The sequence below is a fragment of the Streptomyces sp. NPDC014623 genome (assembly GCF_043088245.1).
In the GTDB taxonomy this organism is placed as follows: domain Bacteria; phylum Actinomycetota; class Actinomycetes; order Streptomycetales; family Streptomycetaceae; genus Streptomyces.
In genome coordinates, this window is the sequence record NZ_JBIBZU010000016.1 from 113,592 (window position 1) to 130,152 (window position 16,561).

Sequence of the window (16,561 nt, forward strand, 5' to 3'; positions counted from 1 at the left end):
GCGGGCCACGGCGGAGCAGCCGTCCGGTCAGTCGAAATAGGATTCGAGCGTGCCACGACGCCGGACGTCGAGCGTCGCGCAGTGGAACGAACCCCCGAAAGGCGCGTAGTTCAGCAGGTCGCACGGGATCGGCTCGAAACCCCATTTCTCGAGCGCGCGCAACATGCCGGTGTGGCGCCTTTCCGCGATCACCCGCTTCTCGTCGACCATGAGAACGTTCATACTGAGCCACTTGCCGCAGAGCGAAGTGACCTTGAGCAGCCGGTCGTCGATCGGGTCGGGCTCCGGGGCCACCAGGATGTCCCACGATTTCAGGACGTCGGGCAGGCGGTCGACGTCGATGTATTCAGGATTAACCAACGCCTTTCCGGGAGCGAGCACAAGGAAGGTCGTATCGATGTGCATGGGGGTGCGGCAGCGGCTCTCGATCTCGTGGATGCGGTATCCGGGGCCGAGATGGCGGCGCAGCCAGTCGATGCCCATCCGGTTGGTGACATTGCTTCGCGTGACGAAGAGGTCGCGACCCGCTCGTACGAAATCCGCCGCATCGAACACCGGCTCGAACTCGGTGAGGATGTAGCGCACGGGCTCGTCGGCCCCGGAGGTCCGGAAGTTCTCGTCGAACAACTCTTCGGTCAGCTGCGGTTTCGGTGCCGCCGTCCAGCGCGCACCACGTCGGAAGTAGTCCTTGAGGAGCGTCCGGTAGGAGTGGGTCTCGAAGTACCGGCACGGCCAGGCCATCGGGGTCTCGATGATCTCGTCGCCGATCACGATCATGCTGTCGCGCGGGCAGGTGTTGCAGAATCCGCGCGACGTCCAGTCCGGGGTGCTGAAACGCCGTCTGTGGTCGACCGCGTCCGGGCGCGTGACCGTGATGCCCAGGGACTGAAGCACCTCGACGAACTGGTCGAGTTCGGTCCGTGCCCGCTCGACCAGCCGGCGCGGATAGGTGAAACCCGCGGCAACGCCCTGCAACCGTGCCGCCCAGGGCGGGATGTTGCACGCCACGACCGGGTGGCTGGAGGGAATGGTCGCACCGTCGAGCCTCCCGACGATGATTTCTTCCAGCGGGTCCCACTCGTTGTGTGAATTCACCGGCGAAGCGAGATCCATATGCGGCTGCTTTCGGTCACAGAACGGCAGTAACCCCATGCCTCTCATGCACCACTCAAAGCAATCACGCAGGGGCAGTCCCGTCAAACGAGAGGATCCGGTGGCCGGACGGGCGGCACCGGCCTCGCGACCCGCCGGGGAGCGCTGCTGCGGCCCGCTCCCGGGGCGCACGGCCTGGCGGAGGACTCCCGCCCGGCCGGTCCGGTCCCGCCCCGTGGGCGGGCCGTCCGCCAGGCGCACACCCGGACCGAGGTCCTCGACCATGACCGGAAGTCCGGTGGCGAGGGGACTGGTCCGCCGCCGCGCCGACCGCGACGGCACGCGCTCCGTCCAGGTATCCGGCGGACCGGCTCAGGGAACCCGCCCCCGCACGCAACTCGCGGCGGAGGACGTCCTTGAGGAGGATCGCGTCACCGCTCCTGTGCCCCCCGGGTGCCCTCCGGGACGGGGACCTCCTCGGCTCGGCTCCAGTGCCCTCGCGGCACCAGCCTGTGGCCCGTCGGCCGGACGTCGTCGGTGGAGCCGGTGTCGACGGCGGACGGATCGAGGTCGGCACCGTGCACGGTCTCGAGCACCCACTCGAAGCGCACCCCCGTCACCTGCCCGATCGCACCGCTCGGGACGAGCCGGCGCAGCGATGAGCCGCGCGGCGCGCAGGAGCCGGACGGACCTGGCCCGCGCGGTGCCCAGGAGCCCGGCGGGCATGACCTGATCACCTCCGTCGCCTGGCGCGAGTCGACCGCTCCCGCAGCCGGACACCGGCCTCACGGGCGCCCCGGCCCCGCGCAGCCGGCCGGGCATCCGACGCCGGTGCCGTACACCGTCGTCCTGCCTGGATACAGTCGGGCGACCGATCACCGAGCCGGGAGGAGCACAGCCGGACATGGCGGTGGACGCCCTCGACACCCGTATCCTCCGGCTGCTCATCGAGCAGCCACGCACCAGCGTGCGCGAATACGCACGCATCCTCGGCGTGGCACGCGGCACCCTTCAGGCCCGCCTGGACCGCCTGGAGCGGGACGGGGTGATCACGGGCACAGGCCCCGCCCTCTCCCCCGCGGCGCTCGGCCACCCGGTACTCGCCTTCGTCCATCTGGAGGTCACCCAGGGGCATCTGGACGAGGTGGGTGATGCACTCGCGGCGGTCCCGGAGATCATCGAGGCGTTCTCCACCACCGGGGGCGGTGATCTCCTGACCCGTGTGGTGGCCCGCGACAACGGGCACCTGGAGGACGTGATCCAGCAGCTGATCCAGCTCCCCGGGGTGGTCAGGACCCGGACCGAGGTGGCCTTGCGCGAGCGTGTGGCCCACCGGGTCCTGCCACTGGTCGAGGCGGTGGGACGCGCAGCGGGTCCCGGCTGACCGCCTCGGGCATGCTGGGGCCATGAAGACCTCGCGCGTCCCGGCACCGTCCGTCCTCTTCGATCTCGACGGCACCCTCGTCGACAGCGAGCCGAACTACTACGAGGCGGGGCGCCGGCTCCTCGCCCGGTACGGTGTGCGGGACTTCAGCTGGGAGAACCACACGCGCTTCATCGGGATCGGCACCCGTGAGACCCTCACCGTCCTGCGCGAGGAGTACGGGATCGAGGCGCCGGTGGACGAACTGCTGGCGGGGAAGAACGCCCTTTACCTGGAACTCGCCGGGACCTCCACCACCGCCTTCCCCGAGATGCGCGCCCTGGCCGAGCGGCTGCACGAGAAGGGGGTGCCGATGGCGGTGGCGTCGGGATCGTCCAGGGCGGTGATCGCGGCCACGCTCGCGGCCACGGGGCTGGACGCCTGTATTCCCCTGTACGTCTCCGCGGAGGAGGTGGCACGCGGCAAGCCGGAGCCCGATGTGTTCCTGGAGGCGGCCAGGCGACTCGGCGTGACGCCGGAGTCCTGTGTGGTCCTGGAGGACGCCGTCCCCGGCGTACGGGCGGCTCACGCGGCGGGAATGCGCTGTGTCGCCGTTCCCGACGCCGCAACGAGCGCGGACGGGCCGGAGTTCGGGAAGGCTGAGCTGCTGTTCCCGGGCGGACAGGCGGAATTCACCGCCGCGGCCGTGCTCGACTGGCTCTCCGCCGGTTGAGACCAGGCCGGTCCGGCACGCCGGCCGGCCGAATTCGGCGTCCACGGCTCCGGTCGTGCGAGTGGAGGTCCGGAGGACCGATATCCTGATCATGCCGCGCATCCCGACGCACCGTACCGAGGCGATGAGCCCGACGAGGTCGCCGCCGCGGCAGTCGGAGCGGGCCACAATTCGAGATTGGTGTGCACAGGTGCTGGTTGCTGGACGGTACCGGCTGATATCCCCCATCGGCCGTGGCGGTATGGGCGAGGTGTGGCGCGCCACGGACGAAGTGCTGGGGCGGGCCGTGGCGGTGAAGCTGCTGCTGAGCGACCAGGCCGACGCCTCGTCGACCGCGCGTTTCCGCCTCGAGGCACAGACTGCGGCGCGTCTGAGTCACCCTCATCTGGTGGCCGTGTTCGACTTCGGCTCCTGGGAGGACCGCTTCTACCTGGTGATGGAGCTGGTCGAGGGCAGGAGCCTCGGAGACCTGCTGGAGGCTCAGGAGAGGGTCCATCCCGAGCAGGTGGCCCGTATCGCCGGCCAGGCGGCCGCCGGTCTGGCCGCGGCGCACCGGCAGGGCATCGTCCACCGTGACATCAAGCCCGGCAACCTGATGCTGGACGCCGACGGGTCGGTGAAGATCGGGGACTTCGGCATCGCCCAGTTCGTCGACGACCCCTCGACGGCGTTGACCACGGCCGGTCACATCGTCGGTACGAGCCTGTATCTGGCTCCCGAACGGGCACTCGGCCGTACGGCGGACTCCGCGTCGGACATGTACTCCCTGGGCTGTGTCATCTATCACCTGCTGGTCGGGCAGCCGCCGTTCCGCTCGGACACGGCGACCGCGACGCTCTATCAGCACGTGGACACACCCCCGGTGCCGGTTCGGCAGCGAGGGGCTGACGTCTCCCCCGCCTTCGATTCGTATCTGCTGGGCCTGCTGGCCAAGCAGCCCGAGGACCGGCCGAGCGCCCAGCAGGTCTCCGACTGGTTCCGTACGGACGCGTGGCGCGGGCGGCCCGAGCCGTTGCCGCAGCACGCTCCCACCGCCCCGCGCCCCGCCGCCCCGGCCGTCTCCTCGCCGGCCCAGGCTCCGGGCGCCCCGGCTTCCGGGGGCGTGTCGACCTACCGGCTGCCGCAGGCCACCGGGCGCAGACGGGCGGCTCCCGCCCCCCGGGTGTCCAGATCCGCGTCCGGACCGGCCACGGCGCGCCGGATCAGCACGCGTGAGGCCATTCGCCGCCGTCCTCGCGTGGCGAGCGCTGTGGCCGGCACGGTCGCGTTCCTGGCTGCGGTGTACCTGGGCACGATCCTCTTCGCGCCGGACACCGGGGCGGCGGACACTCCCGACCCCGGCACGGCCCCGACGGCCGGGCTCGAACCGCCGGCGCCGTCCGGACCGGCGGCTCCTGCTCAGGACGGCGACGACGACTGAGCCCACCGGCTCACCAGCGCGGGTGGACCTCCGCGCGGATCCGGCGGTCGTACAGGTCACGCACGGCGTCCAGGGTGCTCTGCGGGAGCGAGGGGAGCGCTGCGGCAGAAGCGTTGGCACGGGCCTGGTCCACCGAACGCGCTCCGGGGATGACGCTGGTGACGCCGGGCTGCTGGATGATCCAGCGCAGCGCGGTCTGCGCCGGGGTCGCGCCTTCGGGAGCGAGTCCGGCGAACTCCGCGGCGGCGGTCACGCCGGTCGCGTAGTCGATGCCGGAGAAGGTCTCGCCCTGGTCGAACGCCTCGCCGTGGCGGTTGTACGTGCGGTGGTCCTCCGGAGCGAAGACCGTGTCGGCGGTGTACCTGCCGGACAGCAGCCCGGAGGCGAGCGGAACGCGCGCGATGATGCCGACCCCGGCCTCGACGGCGGCCGGGAGGACCTCGTCGAGCGGCTTCAGCCGGAACGGGTTGAGGATGATCTGGACACTGGCGACACCCGGCCTCGCGATCGCCGTGAGTGCCTCGGCGCACGTCTCGACGCTCACCGCGTAGGCCGCGATGCGCTGCTCGGCGACCAGCGTGTCGAGTGCGTCGTACACCGCGTCCGAGGCGTAGACGGACGTCGGCGGGCAGTGCAGTTGAACGAGATCGAGGGTGTCGACGCCGAGGTTGGTGCGCGAGCGGTCGTTCCAGGTGCGGAAATTGTCCAGTACGTAACTCTCCGGCAGTTGTTCGGCACGCCTGCCCATCTTGGTGGCGACGAAGACGTCCGCGTCCGGCCGGTCCTTCAGATAGCGGCCGATGAGCTGTTCGCTGCGGCCGTCGCCGTACACGTCCGCGGTGTCGAAGAAGGTGACTCCGGACTCGACTGCGGCATCGAGGACGCCGAAGGCGTCGGCCTCCCGCACCTCGCCCCAGTCCCCGCCCAGCTGCCAGGTGCCCTGTCCTACGACCGATACGTCACGGCCGGTCCTGCCGAGTGTGCGCTGCTCCATGCAGATCATGCTACGTCGGTGCGCGGGACCGGTGGCGAGGGCCGCCGGTCCCGCGCCGCACTCAGTCGCCGGTGGTCACACGGACGTAGTCGACCACGAGCTGCTGCGGGAAGCTGGTGCTGCCGTCCGGGTCGCCCGGCCAGTAGCCGCCGACTGCGAGGTTGAGGATGAGGAAGAACGGCTTGTCGAACACCCAGTCGTTGCCGTTGAGGTCCGCGGGTGTCCTGCGTTGGTAGACGGTGCCGTCGACGGACCAGGTGATGGAGTCGGGGGCCCAGTCCACGGCGAAGGTGTGGAAGTCGTCGGCGAAGGCGGCTCCGCCGGGGAGCGTGTAGCCGGCGCCGATACCGCCCGAGCCGGAGTAACCGGGGCCGTGCAGCGTGCCGTGGACGGTGCCGGGTTCGAAGCCGACGTTCTCCATGATGTCGATCTCACCGCTGTTGGGCCATCCGACGCTGCCGATGTCGGCGCCGAGCATCCAGAAGGCCGGCCAGACGCCTTGTCCGCGGGGAATCTTCATCCTGCTCTCGACGTGCCCGTACGTGGCGGTGAACCTCCCGGAGGTGTTGAGCCGGGAGGAGGTGTACTCGCAGGTCCCGTACCAGCACTGGTAGTCGCCGGGGTTCTCCTTGCGGGCGGTGATGACGAGGTTGCCCCGGCCGTCGAGGGCGGCGTTGCCGTTGCCCGCCGTGTAGTACTGCCGTTCATGGTTGTCGACGTTGTCGCCGGTCTCGGTCTGCCACTTGCCGCCGTCGACCGCGGAGCCCGCGGCGCCGTCGAACTCATCGGCGAAGACCAGGGCCTCCGCCGTGCGGGAAGCCGCGGAGGACGTAACCGTGTGGGGGTCGGGTGCGGCCGAGGCTCCGGCGGGAAGGGCGGTCATGGCCATGGAACAGCAGAGCAGGGAGAGAGCGGTGTACAGCGTCGCGCGGCGCCTCTTCGAGTGGCGTCGCACGACGTGACGGGGAGATGCCACGGTCATCACATCATTTCGGAGTGGGGGGATTGAAGTCATGCGCATGACAGATTTACACCGAGAGGTGAACGCGTGACGCACGCACCCCAGGCGTATCTTTCAACACTTGATTTAAGGCAGTGGGCCCGAGGCCCGTCAAGGATCTGGTGCGGACCGGGCAGGTACGGGTAGAGGTCGTCGCGAGGGGGAACGGACAACTCATGCGCATCCGTACCGAAGTCGCCCTTCCCGCTTCTCTCGTCCTGGCCTTCGCCCTGCTGGCTCCGGCCGGCGCCGCGACGGCCTCCTCAGCCGCCGTGCCCGCTCTCCCCACCTGCCGGGAGAACAGCCTGCGCATCGGTGCCGCAGCCTCGGACCAGCCCGAGACGGTGCGGATCAGCGTCACCAACCGCGGGGCACAGGCATGCGCCGTCGACCGCGTCCCCACGGTCGTCTTCGGTGATCTGGACGGCCCCGCCCTGCCGGTCCCAGAAGGCGGGAGCGGTCCGTACCGCCTGTCGGCCGGAAGTTCCGCCTACGCCGCGGTGCGCACCCTGGACCCGGCGGCCACGGAGCTGCGGGTGGTGGAACGGCTGACGGTCGCCGGGAACCCCGCGCACCGCGGACGGACCTTCGACGCCGCCTCGCTCGGGGCGCCGGACGGGGTCCGCGTCTGGGAGCCGGTGACCACCTGGTGGCACCGTTCGAGCGCGGCGGCCGACGCGGCACTCGAACGCCACACCGGCTGACCGGCCTCTCCACGCGGGTTCCACGCACGGCCGCCGCCATGCGGCGTGCGGCCGTGGGCGGCACAGTGGAGACACGGACTGTGCGGGCCCGCGCGGCCTCGGCCGGGCAGGCCCGTGTCGTCCGACCGCATCCCGGTGGGAGGAACAGGCGTGGACAGCGAGAGCACACGGCGTTTCGTGGTGCAGATCCACGACGCCCGGCGTATGCATTTCGACTTCCGTCTCGAGGTGGACGGTGTCCTGAAGTCCTGGGCGGTGCCGCGCGGCCCGTCGGACAACCCGAGTGACAAGCGGCTGGCCGTGCCGACGGACGACCACCCCTTGGAGTACCGCGAGTTCGAGGGTGTCATTCCACAGGACGAGCAGGGCAGCGGCACCGTGATCGTCTGGGACCAGGGCACCTACCGCCCGACCAGTCACGACCTCACGGGCGCCCCCGTCCCGTTCGCCGAGTCCCTGGACCGCGGACACGCCACGTTCTGGCTCGACGGGGCGAAGCTGCACGGTGAATTCGCGCTCACCCGTTTCCACATCGACGACGAGGACGGGATCCGCGGGCCGGAGGCCTGGCTGCTGATCAAGGCCGACGACCGCCAGGCCGTCCACGACCGGCCGGGCACTCCCGACCCGTACCACGCACGCTCGGCCCGCACCGGCCGCACACTGCACCAGGTCTCCGTGGCGGATCAGGAGAGCACCCGCTGAGAACCCACGGCTGGAACAGCGAGCCCTCTTCACCGGTGAGCCGCTCCAGGAGAACCGGGTAGCGGGGGCACTTGCCGGGGGCGTGGCCGATGGCGGGCCGCAGAGCGGGAGCCACGGCGCCGCCCATCAGCAGCAGCCCTCGGCGTCTCCGCGCGAACGGCCGGATGCGCGTGGCCGGGCAGAGCGGCCGACGCCGGAACGGCAGGTTCCCATCCGGCGCGGCAGGACGTTCCGATCACCGTGCGTCTGAGGTCCGGCTGCGGGTGGTCCAGCAGTACGGCGGTGTGGGACAGGTGCGCAGACCGCTCCGGCATGGTGCGTGAGGCCCGGTGGGCGTGCAGCCTGCCCCGGGCCGCGGATGGATCAGCGGTTCACCGATGGCCTCCTTCCGGGCGGGGCCCCGCTCCGGCACCCGGCCGCCGAGCCCCTTCGTGAGACGGGCGAGGGCCCTTCGTGCCTGCTCGAGACCGCCCGTACGGGCCGGACGCAGCGGTTGCGCGCGACCCGGGCGAGGGACCGCGCCGGCGGGAGGGGTGGTACGGGGAGGGACCGGGACGGCGGGCCGCTCCGGCGGAGGCCGCCGGACGGGGTACGGTACCCGGCCCCTCGTCCGGGAGGAGCCCCTCGGCGGGCCCACCGCACCCCTCGGCTCGCAGCCGCTCCGGATCCGCTTCGCCCCAGGAGTGGCCGGCAGCGGAGGGCCGCTCGCAGTGCGGACCGCCGGGCCCCCGTCCCGCTCTGCCGGGTGCGGACGGGGCCGGCACGCCGAACGCCTCACCCGGTGCGGTGGTTCGGCGTCCCGGGCGCCGGCCCCGGAGCGGGCGGCGGCCGGAGCCCTGTGTGCTGGGGGTGCGGGCGGACCGGAGGCCTACGGGCATGGAGCCGCCACCCGAGTGCCGACGGCAAGGAACGGGTGGCCTCAGGGGTTCTTGACGGAGGCCAGGTGGGCGAACACCACGACGTTGTCCTCGTAGTCCTTCTTCTTCCTGTCGTACACACCACCGCAGGTGATCAGTCGCAGTTGGGCGGTGCCGTTGTCGGCGTACACCCGCTCGCTGGGGAAGTCCGCCTTGCTGAACGTCTTGACCGAGTCGACCTTGAAGGTGGCGACGACGCCGTCCTTACGGGTGATGTCCACGGTGTTGCCTGCCTTGAGCGTGCTGAGCAGCAGGAACACGGCAGGGCCGGTCTTGGTGTCGACGTGCCCGGCCACCACCGAGGTGCCCCGCTCCCCGGGAGCGGCGCCACCCTTGAACCAGCCCGCCAGATTCGCGTCGTTCGCGGGCGGCGCCTCCAGTTGCCCGGAGGGACCGATGGACAACGGCGTGAAGGGGGCGTCGACCGCGATCGACTTGATCGAGATCCGCTTGGGCTCGGACCGGGGCAGCCCGAGCGGCGTGGCGGAGGCCGACGGGGTGGGCGTGGCGGACGCCGAGGCGGCGGGTGCCGGGACCGCGGGGAGGGACACCACGGCGGGGGCGGGTGGGACTCCTGCCGAGGCGTCGAAGGAGTTGTAGACGAGGAGGAAGCCCAGCCCCACCGCCGCGACGGGCCACAGCAGGGAACGGCCGAGGGCAGGGGCGGCGGGGTCTGGGTCGGACGGCTGCGGGGCGGCCATGCGCATGCTGCCTTTCGCGTAGGGGGCGGGCGGTTGTACGGGGGAAACCGTCGTGGCCGCCGCCCCGGGTAGGGGCGGCGGCCACGACGGGGTTCATCCAGCGGTACGGGGTATCGCTCAGACAGCCGTGGCACCCGAGGCGCTGCGGCGGCGCAGCTTGTACGCGACGGCGCCCAGACCACCGAGCATCAGCACCGAGCCGGCGGCCAGACCGCTGCCGGAGAGCGCCATCGCGCCACCGCCGGTGTGCACGCCGCCCTCGGGCTTCTCGTGCTTCCAGGTCTTCTCACCGTCCGTGCTGCTGCCGGACTCCTTGTCCTTCTCCCAGCCACCGGAGCCGGACTCCTTGTCCTTCTCCCAGCCACCGGAGCTGGACTCCTTGTCCTTCTGCCAGTCGTCGGAGCTGGACTCCTTGTCCTTCTGCCAGTCGTCGGCCGACACGCCGGCCAGCGCACCGCCACCGGCGTGCACACCGCCCTCGGGCTTCTCGTGCTTCCACGAGTCCGGCTTCTCACGGTCGTCGCTGCTGCCGGACCCGGACTCCTTGTCCGACCCCTTCTCCGACTCCTTGCCCTCGTCCTCGTCCTTGTCCTTGTCCTTCTGCCAGTCGTCGGCCGACACGCCGGCCAGCGCACCGCCACCGGCGTGCACACCGCCCTCGGGCTTGTCGTGCTTCCACGAGTCCGGCTTCTCACGGTCGTCGTTGCCGCCGGACCCGGACTCCTTGTCCGACTCCTTGCCCTCGGGCTTGTCGTGCTTCCACGAGTCCAGCTTCTCACGGTCGTCGTTGCTACTGGCGGAGGAGCCGCTGTCCTTGTCCCAGTCGTCCGCCGAGGTCACGGCGTAAGCGGCGGGGGCGGAAACCGCGAGGACCGCCGTGACGGCGGCCGATGCAAACAGGGTGCGGGCAGAGCGCATGAATACACAGTCCTTTCACCACCCCCGCGCTGGCCGACTGGTTGTTCGGCTCATCGGATCACGGGTGCGACGTGATCCACCGTCAGCTGAAATCCGGAGACGCACCACTCGGGGAGGCCGCATTCGAGCGACACGGTGGGCTCATCGTGTGACAGGTGGCCAGATGTCACCCGTTGGACGGCACGCCACGCCGGGAGGAGGTTTGGGAAAAGACGATCATTTGTGTAGGGGGCTTCCGTGGTGCTCGTGGTTTCACGGTCCGGATGCCGCCACCGGTGCAGGAGGGCCGCATGCACCCGTTGTCCAGGCCTGTCACGGGTGTCACCGGGTGCCCACGGACGGCCCGTGACCACGGGACCGCCCGAGTCGCGCGCGTCCCCAGCCGCGACGGTGACCGACGAGCAGCGTACGGCCCGAGCCATCCGTCACTTCCTGAACCCGTGATCCACCGGATACGGCACCCCGCCACCGAGGAGAACGGTCCGCGGGGGCCGTCGCGACGACGGAGCCGACAGTTCTTGGCGGCAACGAGCCCTGAGGCATCCGCCGCCGCACATATCTTGACGCGTTCGCAACAAGGGTGGAGTATCTCGCACAGTCGGAGAGAGCGCTCTCTGGCTGTACGCGTCGTGTACCCGCCCCACGACTCAGGAGACCCCATGTACGCACCTCCGACCCCCCGCAGATCCCTTCCGTCACCGACCGGAAGACGCACCGGAGTCCTGGCCGTCCTCGCCGGTCTCGTGCTCTCGCTCCTGGCCTTCGTCCCCCAGGCCCCCGCGGGTGCCGCCCCCGCGCTCCTCTCCCAGGGCAAGGCGGTGACCTCGTCCAGCCAGGAGAACGGCGGCACCCCCGCCGCGGCGGCGGTGGACGGGAACAACGGAACGCGCTGGTCGAGCACCTTCTCCGACCCCCAATGGATAAAGATCGACCTCGGCACCACCGCCTCGGTGAGCCAGATCGTGCTGCGCTGGGAGGCGGCCTACTCCACCGGGTACCGGATCGAGTTCTCCTCGGACAACAACAGCTGGAACACCGTGTACTCCACCGCCACCGGTCCCGGCGGTACGGAGACCCTCGACGTCTCCGGCACCGCACGCTACGTCCGGCTGACCGGCACCGCGCGCGCCACCGGCTACGGCCACTCCCTCTGGGAGTTCCAGGTGTTCGGCACGGCCGGCGGGGGCGACCCGCAGATCCCCGGCGGCGGCGACCTCGGTCCCAACGTGCTGGTCTTCGACCCCTCGACGCCGAACATCCAGGCCAAGGTCGACGAGATCTTCAAGAAGCAGGAGTCCGCACAGTTCGGCACGGGCCGCTACGCCCTGATGTTCAAGCCGGGGACTTACAACAACATCAACGCCCAGATCGGCTTCTACACCCAGATCGCGGGGCTCGGCCTCAAACCCGACGACACCACCTTCAACGGCGATGTCACGGTCGACGCCGGCTGGTTCAACGGCAACGCCACACAGAACTTCTGGCGCTCGGCCGAGAACCTGGCCCTCGCCCCGGTCAGCGGCACCAACCGCTGGGCCGTCTCTCAGGCCGCCCCCTTCCGCCGCATGCACGTCAAGGGCGGCCTCAACCTCGCACCGAACGGTTACGGCTGGGCCAGCGGCGGCTACATCGCCGACAGCAAGATCGACGGCCAGGTCGGCCCCTACTCCCAGCAACAGTGGTACACCCGCGACAGTTCCATCGGCAGCTGGGGCAACGGCGTCTGGAACATGACGTTCTCCGGCGTCGAGGGAGCACCCGCCCAGAGCTTCCCCGAACCGCCGTACACCACGCTGAACAACACCCCGGTCTCCCGCGAGAAGCCCTTCCTCCACCTCGACGGCAACGACTACAAGGTCTTCGTCCCCGCCAAGCGCACCGCCGCACGCGGCGTCTCCTGGAACGGCACCCCACAGGGCGAGTCGATCCCGCTGAGCCAGTTCTACGTGGTCAAGCCGGGCGCGACCGCCCAGACCATCAACGCGGCGGTGCGCCAGGGACTGCACCTGCTGTTCACCCCGGGCATCTACCACGTGAACGAACCCATCGAGATCAACCGCGCGAACACCGTGGCACTGGGCCTCGGCCTCGCCACGATCATCCCGGACAACGGGGTGACCGCGATCAAGGTCGGTGACGTCGACGGCGTCAAGCTCGCCGGACTCCTCGTGGATGCCGGGACTCAGAACTCCCCGGTCCTCGTTCAGGTGGGCCCCGAGGGAGCGTCGGCAGACCACTCCGTCAACCCGACGAGCCTCCAGGACGTGTTCGTCCGCGTCGGTGGCGCGGGGGCCGGCAAGGCGACCACCGCCATGGTGGTCAACAGCGACGACACGATCATCGACCACACGTGGCTGTGGCGCGCCGATCACGGTGACGGGGTCGGCTGGGAGACCAACCGGTCCGACTACGGCCTCCGGGTGAACGGTGACGACGTGCTGGCCACCGGCCTGTTCGTCGAACACTTCAACAAGTACGACGTCCAGTGGTACGGCGAGAACGGGAAGACGATCTTCTTCCAGAACGAGAAGGCGTACGACGCCCCCGGCCAGGCCGCCATCCAGAACGGTGACATCAAGGGTTACGCCGCCTACAAGGTCGCCGACTCCGTCACCACTCACGAGGGATGGGGCATGGGCAGTTACTGCTACTACAACGTCGACCCGTCCATCCGCCAGCAGCACGGCTTCCAGGCCCCGGTGAAACCCGGAGTGAAGTTCCATGGCCTGCTCGTCGTGTCCCTCGGCGGCCAGGGCCAGTACGACCACGTCATCAACAACACCGGATCCCCCACATCCGGTACGTCGACCATCCCCTCTCAGGTGGTGTCCTTTCCCTGAGGCGGGGTGAGAGGAGCGGAGCCGGCTCATCGGACGGAAGGCGCGGGGTCCGCGAGAACCCGAGACCCAAGCTTCGGGTTACGGGCCCCGCGTCATGCGGGGCGAATCACAGCCCGCTCACGCTCCGCGCCGTCCCGCCGCTCACGCCTCCGGCAGCATCTCCGGATGTGCGGGCGGTTCCGGGCCGTCCGCCCGGCGCATCACATCGGGGGAGGCGCGTCCATTTCGTCACCCTCGGGGCCGGCGCAGCCAGCGCCGGCCCACAGGCATCAGCCGACGGTGCAGGCGTCACCGTCCAGCGTGAACGCGTCCGGCTCGGAATCGCCACCCGTGGATGTTCCGGTGAAGCCGAAGCCCACCGAGGAACCGGGGGCCACCTTGCCGTTCCAGCCGACGTTCGTCGCGGTCACCTTCGCCCCCTCCTGCCGGTGGGAGGCGTTCCACATCTGGGTGACCTTCTGGTCGCCCGGGAAGGACCAGCCCAACTGCCAGCCGTCGTAGGCCGTGCTGCCGGTGTTGGTGACTGTCACCTCGGCCTGGAAGCCGCCCGACCACTGGTTGGTGACCTTGTACGTCACCGAGCAGTCGGCCTCCGCCGGCGGCTCGGTCGGGTCCGGGTCGGGATCGGGGTCCGGGTCTCCGCCACCGGTGTCGGAGGACTCCCCGATCTGGATGCCCCGACCGTTCGTGGAGACGTAGACCCGGCCGTGGACCCGCGGGTCTCCGGTGATCGCCGCTCCGGTCCAGGCCCACTGGTGCGCGTCGTCGTTGATGCGCGTCCAGGTGGCGCCCGCGTCCGTGGACCGGAAGATGCCGCGCACCCCACCGATCTTCGCGCTGACGAAGACGGTCTGGTACGAGGCCCCGGCGGCCGCCTTGCCGAATCCGACGCTGTCCGCCTGGTCCACACCGGAGAATTCGGTGAAACTCGTGCCGGAGTCCGTGGAGCGCCAGAGCCCGTACGCGCCTGCCGGGGCGCCGCCGGCGAGCCAGATGTCGCCCTCCGTGCCGGGCAACGCCTTGAAGCGGACGTTCCCTTCCGTCGGCAGCCCCTTCGCCTTCGCGGTGAACGTGGCTCCGCCGTCGGTCGACACGTAGAAGGTGCCGGCCTTGAACCCGTAGAACTTCCTCGGGTTCTTCCGGTCCGACTCCACCGTCGCTCCGGCCGGAATTCCGGCGGAGGCGGTCCAGGAGTTACCGTATCCGGTGGTGTGATGGACGGCCGCGCCGTCCGGGCTCCAGACGAATCCGCTGCCGTCCGCCGCCGCTGCGACCGTGCCGCCGCCGGTGACCCCGGCGGGCTCGGAACCCTGGAACCAGTTGGCGCCGTTGTCGGTGGAGAAGCCGATGTGCGGAGCGGCGTCGGCGTTGCCGACCCGTACGACCGTGCCCGGGGACGCTTCCGCGAAGTCCAGGCTGGTGGTCGAGTCGAGGTTCGGCGAGGTGAACATCATGGCGGGCACCGCGTCCAGATCCGTGTGCCGGAAACCGCCGATGTCACCGAGCGCGCTCAACAGCGGTGCGCCGGATGGCGGGCTCGCCAGGTCGTTGACGGCTGTCTCCTCCAGCCCCTTCACCATGGGCGTGATCTTGAACTGGCCACCGGAGTCCCAGGACGTGAGGTTCTCCGTGCCGTAGACCGTCGCGCCCGTGCCGTACATCATCCGGTTCGAGTCGAACGGGTCGATCTCCAGGGACTCCGTCATCCATCCCAGTTTGGGTGCGGTCTCCGGTGGGGACGGGACGGCGCCCCAGCTGAGCCAGGGCACGGAGGAGACGTCCATGGTGTAGCGGTTGGAGCGGTTCGGGTAGCTGGTGTAGTCCCACGCCTGGGTCCATGTCGCACCGCTGTCGGTGGAACGGAAGATCTGGGTGTCGGGCCACCATGAGCTGTAGCCGGTGGCCATCAGGGTCCCGGGTGCCTGCCGGTCGACGGAGAGGCCGCTGAAACCGTAGTAGGTGTCGGCCTCCGCCACGGGGCTGATGTCCGTCCACGCGCCGGACTCCGTGTCGTACCGCCAGATCTGCCCCTTGGCTCCGTCGTACGGGCCGCCCGTGTCGCTCAGCGTCAGATAGAGGTGGCCCGTCGAGGAGTCGAGTACGCCCTTGTGCGCGAGGTATCCGGTGGGCTGGCCGGCGATCCTGGACCACGTGCTGCCACCGTCCGTGGAGCGGTAGACGGTGTTCGCCTTGTCGGCCACGCCGACGTAGATGTCCTGGGTGACACTGCCCGCGCTGCCGGAGCGCTCGTCGAACGTCACCCACACGATGCCCTGGTTGTCGTTGCCGTATCCGCTGGTGTCGGACGGGTCCTGCGCGTAGTTGCCGGGGTTCGGGAAGGCGGTCACCTCCGACCAGGTGGTCCCCGAATCGGTGGACCGCCACAATCCGTTGCCGCTGGGTGCGCCGAGGTACAGCACGGAGTTCTTGTTGGGGTCGACCGCGAGCCGCTCCCCCATCCCCCGTCCGGGCATGTTGCCGCCGAGCTTGAACGGCAGTGTGGCCGCCTTCCAGGAGGCGCCGCGGTCCGACGAACGCAGAACCGCTCCGTTCGTCGGGTCCCAGCTGTTGGTGTACGTACCGACGGCGGCGTACACGTTGTCGGGATCGGCCGTGTCGGAGGCCAGGCTCACCACCCCCGACCAGCCCCAGCGGTCCCAGTCCACCCAGTCCAGCAGCGGAGTCCACTTCTTGCCCGCCTGGTCCCAGCGATAGGCGCCGCCGATGTCGGTGCGCGCGTAGGCGAGGTTCTTCTCGGACCGGTTGAAGACGATGCCCGGCACGAAGCCGCCGCCGTCGATCCGTGCGTTCTTCCAGGTGTAGGTGTCCGCCGCGACGGACACATCCGATGCTTCGGCCGCGACGGGCCCCTCGTCCGAACGTGCCACCGCCGGACTGCCGGTGAGCGACAACCCGACGGTGAGGGCAAGTGCCGCCACCAGGGCGGCGATTGGTCTGGTGCTCAAGCACACGGAAACGTCCTCTCCGAGCTGGACCGCCGCACAGCGGCGGTACGGAAACGAGCAGAGGTGGGAGCGCTCCCATACGGCACCCCGATGGTAGCGCCGCATGCCGCCCGAGAGAAGGGCAGTGCGGCCGTTTCATCGGATGAATCAGACCGCTCTTCGCTCACCTCCCGGCCGAACGGGCCCGCGGGTGCTCACACCTCCCCCG

At 70.1% G+C, this 16,561-nt stretch carries 13 protein-coding genes; 6 read left to right on the forward strand and 7 right to left on the reverse strand.

Annotation, left to right across the window (positions count from 1 at the left end):
* Positions 1-27: 27 nt before the first annotated feature.
* A complete protein-coding gene (locus ACF1FZ_RS24730) occupies positions 28-1,113 on the reverse strand; it encodes an amidinotransferase (RefSeq protein ID WP_391775577.1) in 1,086 nt (361 codons plus the stop codon).
* A gap of 410 nt (positions 1,114-1,523) precedes the next feature.
* A complete protein-coding gene (locus ACF1FZ_RS24735; RefSeq protein ID WP_391775578.1) occupies positions 1,524-1,703 on the reverse strand; it encodes a hypothetical protein in 180 nt (59 codons plus the stop codon).
* Between the two features lie 293 nt (positions 1,704-1,996).
* Here ACF1FZ_RS24735 and ACF1FZ_RS24740 point away from each other — a divergent pair, with 293 nt between their 5' ends.
* The 3 genes from ACF1FZ_RS24740 (at position 1,997) to ACF1FZ_RS24750 (ending at position 4,608) form a co-directional block, all read left to right on the forward strand.
* Positions 1,997-2,476 (forward strand): Lrp/AsnC family transcriptional regulator, encoded by a 480-nt coding sequence (locus ACF1FZ_RS24740; RefSeq protein WP_391775579.1) that lies wholly within the window; start codon positions 1,997-1,999, stop codon positions 2,474-2,476.
* A 22-nt stretch (positions 2,477-2,498) separates the two neighbouring features.
* Positions 2,499-3,188: an HAD family hydrolase gene (locus ACF1FZ_RS24745; RefSeq protein WP_391775580.1), complete on the forward strand. Its 690-nt coding sequence runs from the start codon at positions 2,499-2,501 to the stop codon at positions 3,186-3,188.
* Between the two features lie 190 nt (positions 3,189-3,378).
* A complete protein-coding gene (locus ACF1FZ_RS24750) occupies positions 3,379-4,608 on the forward strand; it encodes a serine/threonine-protein kinase (protein ID WP_391775581.1) in 1,230 nt (409 codons plus the stop codon).
* A gap of 10 nt (positions 4,609-4,618) precedes the next feature.
* Here ACF1FZ_RS24750 and ACF1FZ_RS24755 read toward each other — a convergent pair whose 3' ends face one another.
* Together ACF1FZ_RS24755 and ACF1FZ_RS24760 are read right to left on the reverse strand one after the other, a co-directional pair.
* Positions 4,619-5,611 (reverse strand): aldo/keto reductase, encoded by a 993-nt coding sequence (locus tag ACF1FZ_RS24755; RefSeq protein ID WP_391775582.1) that lies wholly within the window; start codon positions 5,609-5,611, stop codon positions 4,619-4,621.
* Between the two features lie 52 nt (positions 5,612-5,663).
* On the reverse strand, positions 5,664-6,584 hold the full coding sequence (locus ACF1FZ_RS24760; RefSeq protein WP_391775583.1) for a family 16 glycosylhydrolase: 921 nt from the start codon (positions 6,582-6,584) through the stop codon (positions 5,664-5,666).
* 194 nt (positions 6,585-6,778) lie between these two features.
* Here ACF1FZ_RS24760 and ACF1FZ_RS24765 point away from each other — a divergent pair, with 194 nt between their 5' ends.
* Positions 6,779-7,306, forward strand: a complete 528-nt coding sequence (locus ACF1FZ_RS24765; protein WP_391775584.1) for a DUF4232 domain-containing protein — start codon at positions 6,779-6,781, stop codon at positions 7,304-7,306.
* 129 nt (positions 7,307-7,435) lie between these two features.
* Positions 7,436-8,011: a DNA polymerase ligase N-terminal domain-containing protein gene (locus ACF1FZ_RS24770; RefSeq protein WP_391775642.1), complete on the forward strand. Its 576-nt coding sequence runs from the start codon at positions 7,436-7,438 to the stop codon at positions 8,009-8,011.
* A gap of 919 nt (positions 8,012-8,930) precedes the next feature.
* On the opposite strand, the gene ACF1FZ_RS24775 is transcribed toward ACF1FZ_RS24770, so the two are convergent.
* Positions 8,931-9,629: a class F sortase gene (locus ACF1FZ_RS24775; protein WP_391775585.1), complete on the reverse strand. Its 699-nt coding sequence runs from the start codon at positions 9,627-9,629 to the stop codon at positions 8,931-8,933.
* Positions 9,630-9,746: 117 nt separating this feature from the next.
* Positions 9,747-10,547: a hypothetical protein gene (locus tag ACF1FZ_RS24780; protein ID WP_391775586.1), complete on the reverse strand. Its 801-nt coding sequence runs from the start codon at positions 10,545-10,547 to the stop codon at positions 9,747-9,749.
* Positions 10,548-11,206: 659 nt separating this feature from the next.
* Between ACF1FZ_RS24780 and ACF1FZ_RS24785 the strand changes: the two genes are divergently transcribed.
* Positions 11,207-13,387 carry a discoidin domain-containing protein gene (locus ACF1FZ_RS24785; RefSeq protein ID WP_391775587.1) on the forward strand — a complete coding sequence of 727 codons (2,181 nt, stop codon included), beginning with the start codon at positions 11,207-11,209 and terminating at the stop codon, positions 13,385-13,387.
* A gap of 269 nt (positions 13,388-13,656) precedes the next feature.
* Here ACF1FZ_RS24785 and ACF1FZ_RS24790 read toward each other — a convergent pair whose 3' ends face one another.
* On the reverse strand, positions 13,657-16,359 hold the full coding sequence (locus ACF1FZ_RS24790) for a cellulose binding domain-containing protein (protein WP_391775588.1): 2,703 nt from the start codon (positions 16,357-16,359) through the stop codon (positions 13,657-13,659).
* Positions 16,360-16,561: the final 202 nt, after the last annotated feature.

What these genes read in the sequence shown, in the direction of transcription:
- ACF1FZ_RS24730 (WP_391775577.1), bottom strand. Translation starts at nt 1,113, where the DNA reads ATGGATCTCGCTTCGCCGGTGAATTCACACAACGAGTGGGACCCGCTG.
- ACF1FZ_RS24740 (WP_391775579.1), top strand. Translation starts at nt 1,997, where the DNA reads ATGGCGGTGGACGCCCTCGACACCCGTATCCTCCGGCTGCTCATCGAG.
- ACF1FZ_RS24745 (WP_391775580.1), top strand. Translation starts at nt 2,499, where the DNA reads ATGAAGACCTCGCGCGTCCCGGCACCGTCCGTCCTCTTCGATCTCGAC.
- ACF1FZ_RS24755 (WP_391775582.1), bottom strand. Translation starts at nt 5,611, where the DNA reads ATGATCTGCATGGAGCAGCGCACACTCGGCAGGACCGGCCGTGACGTA.
- ACF1FZ_RS24760 (WP_391775583.1), bottom strand. Translation starts at nt 6,584, where the DNA reads ATGACCGTGGCATCTCCCCGTCACGTCGTGCGACGCCACTCGAAGAGG.
- ACF1FZ_RS24765 (WP_391775584.1), top strand. Translation starts at nt 6,779, where the DNA reads ATGCGCATCCGTACCGAAGTCGCCCTTCCCGCTTCTCTCGTCCTGGCC.
- ACF1FZ_RS24775 (WP_391775585.1), bottom strand. Translation starts at nt 9,629, where the DNA reads ATGGCCGCCCCGCAGCCGTCCGACCCAGACCCCGCCGCCCCTGCCCTC.
- ACF1FZ_RS24780 (WP_391775586.1), bottom strand. Translation starts at nt 10,547, where the DNA reads ATGCGCTCTGCCCGCACCCTGTTTGCATCGGCCGCCGTCACGGCGGTC.
- ACF1FZ_RS24785 (WP_391775587.1), top strand. Translation starts at nt 11,207, where the DNA reads ATGTACGCACCTCCGACCCCCCGCAGATCCCTTCCGTCACCGACCGGA.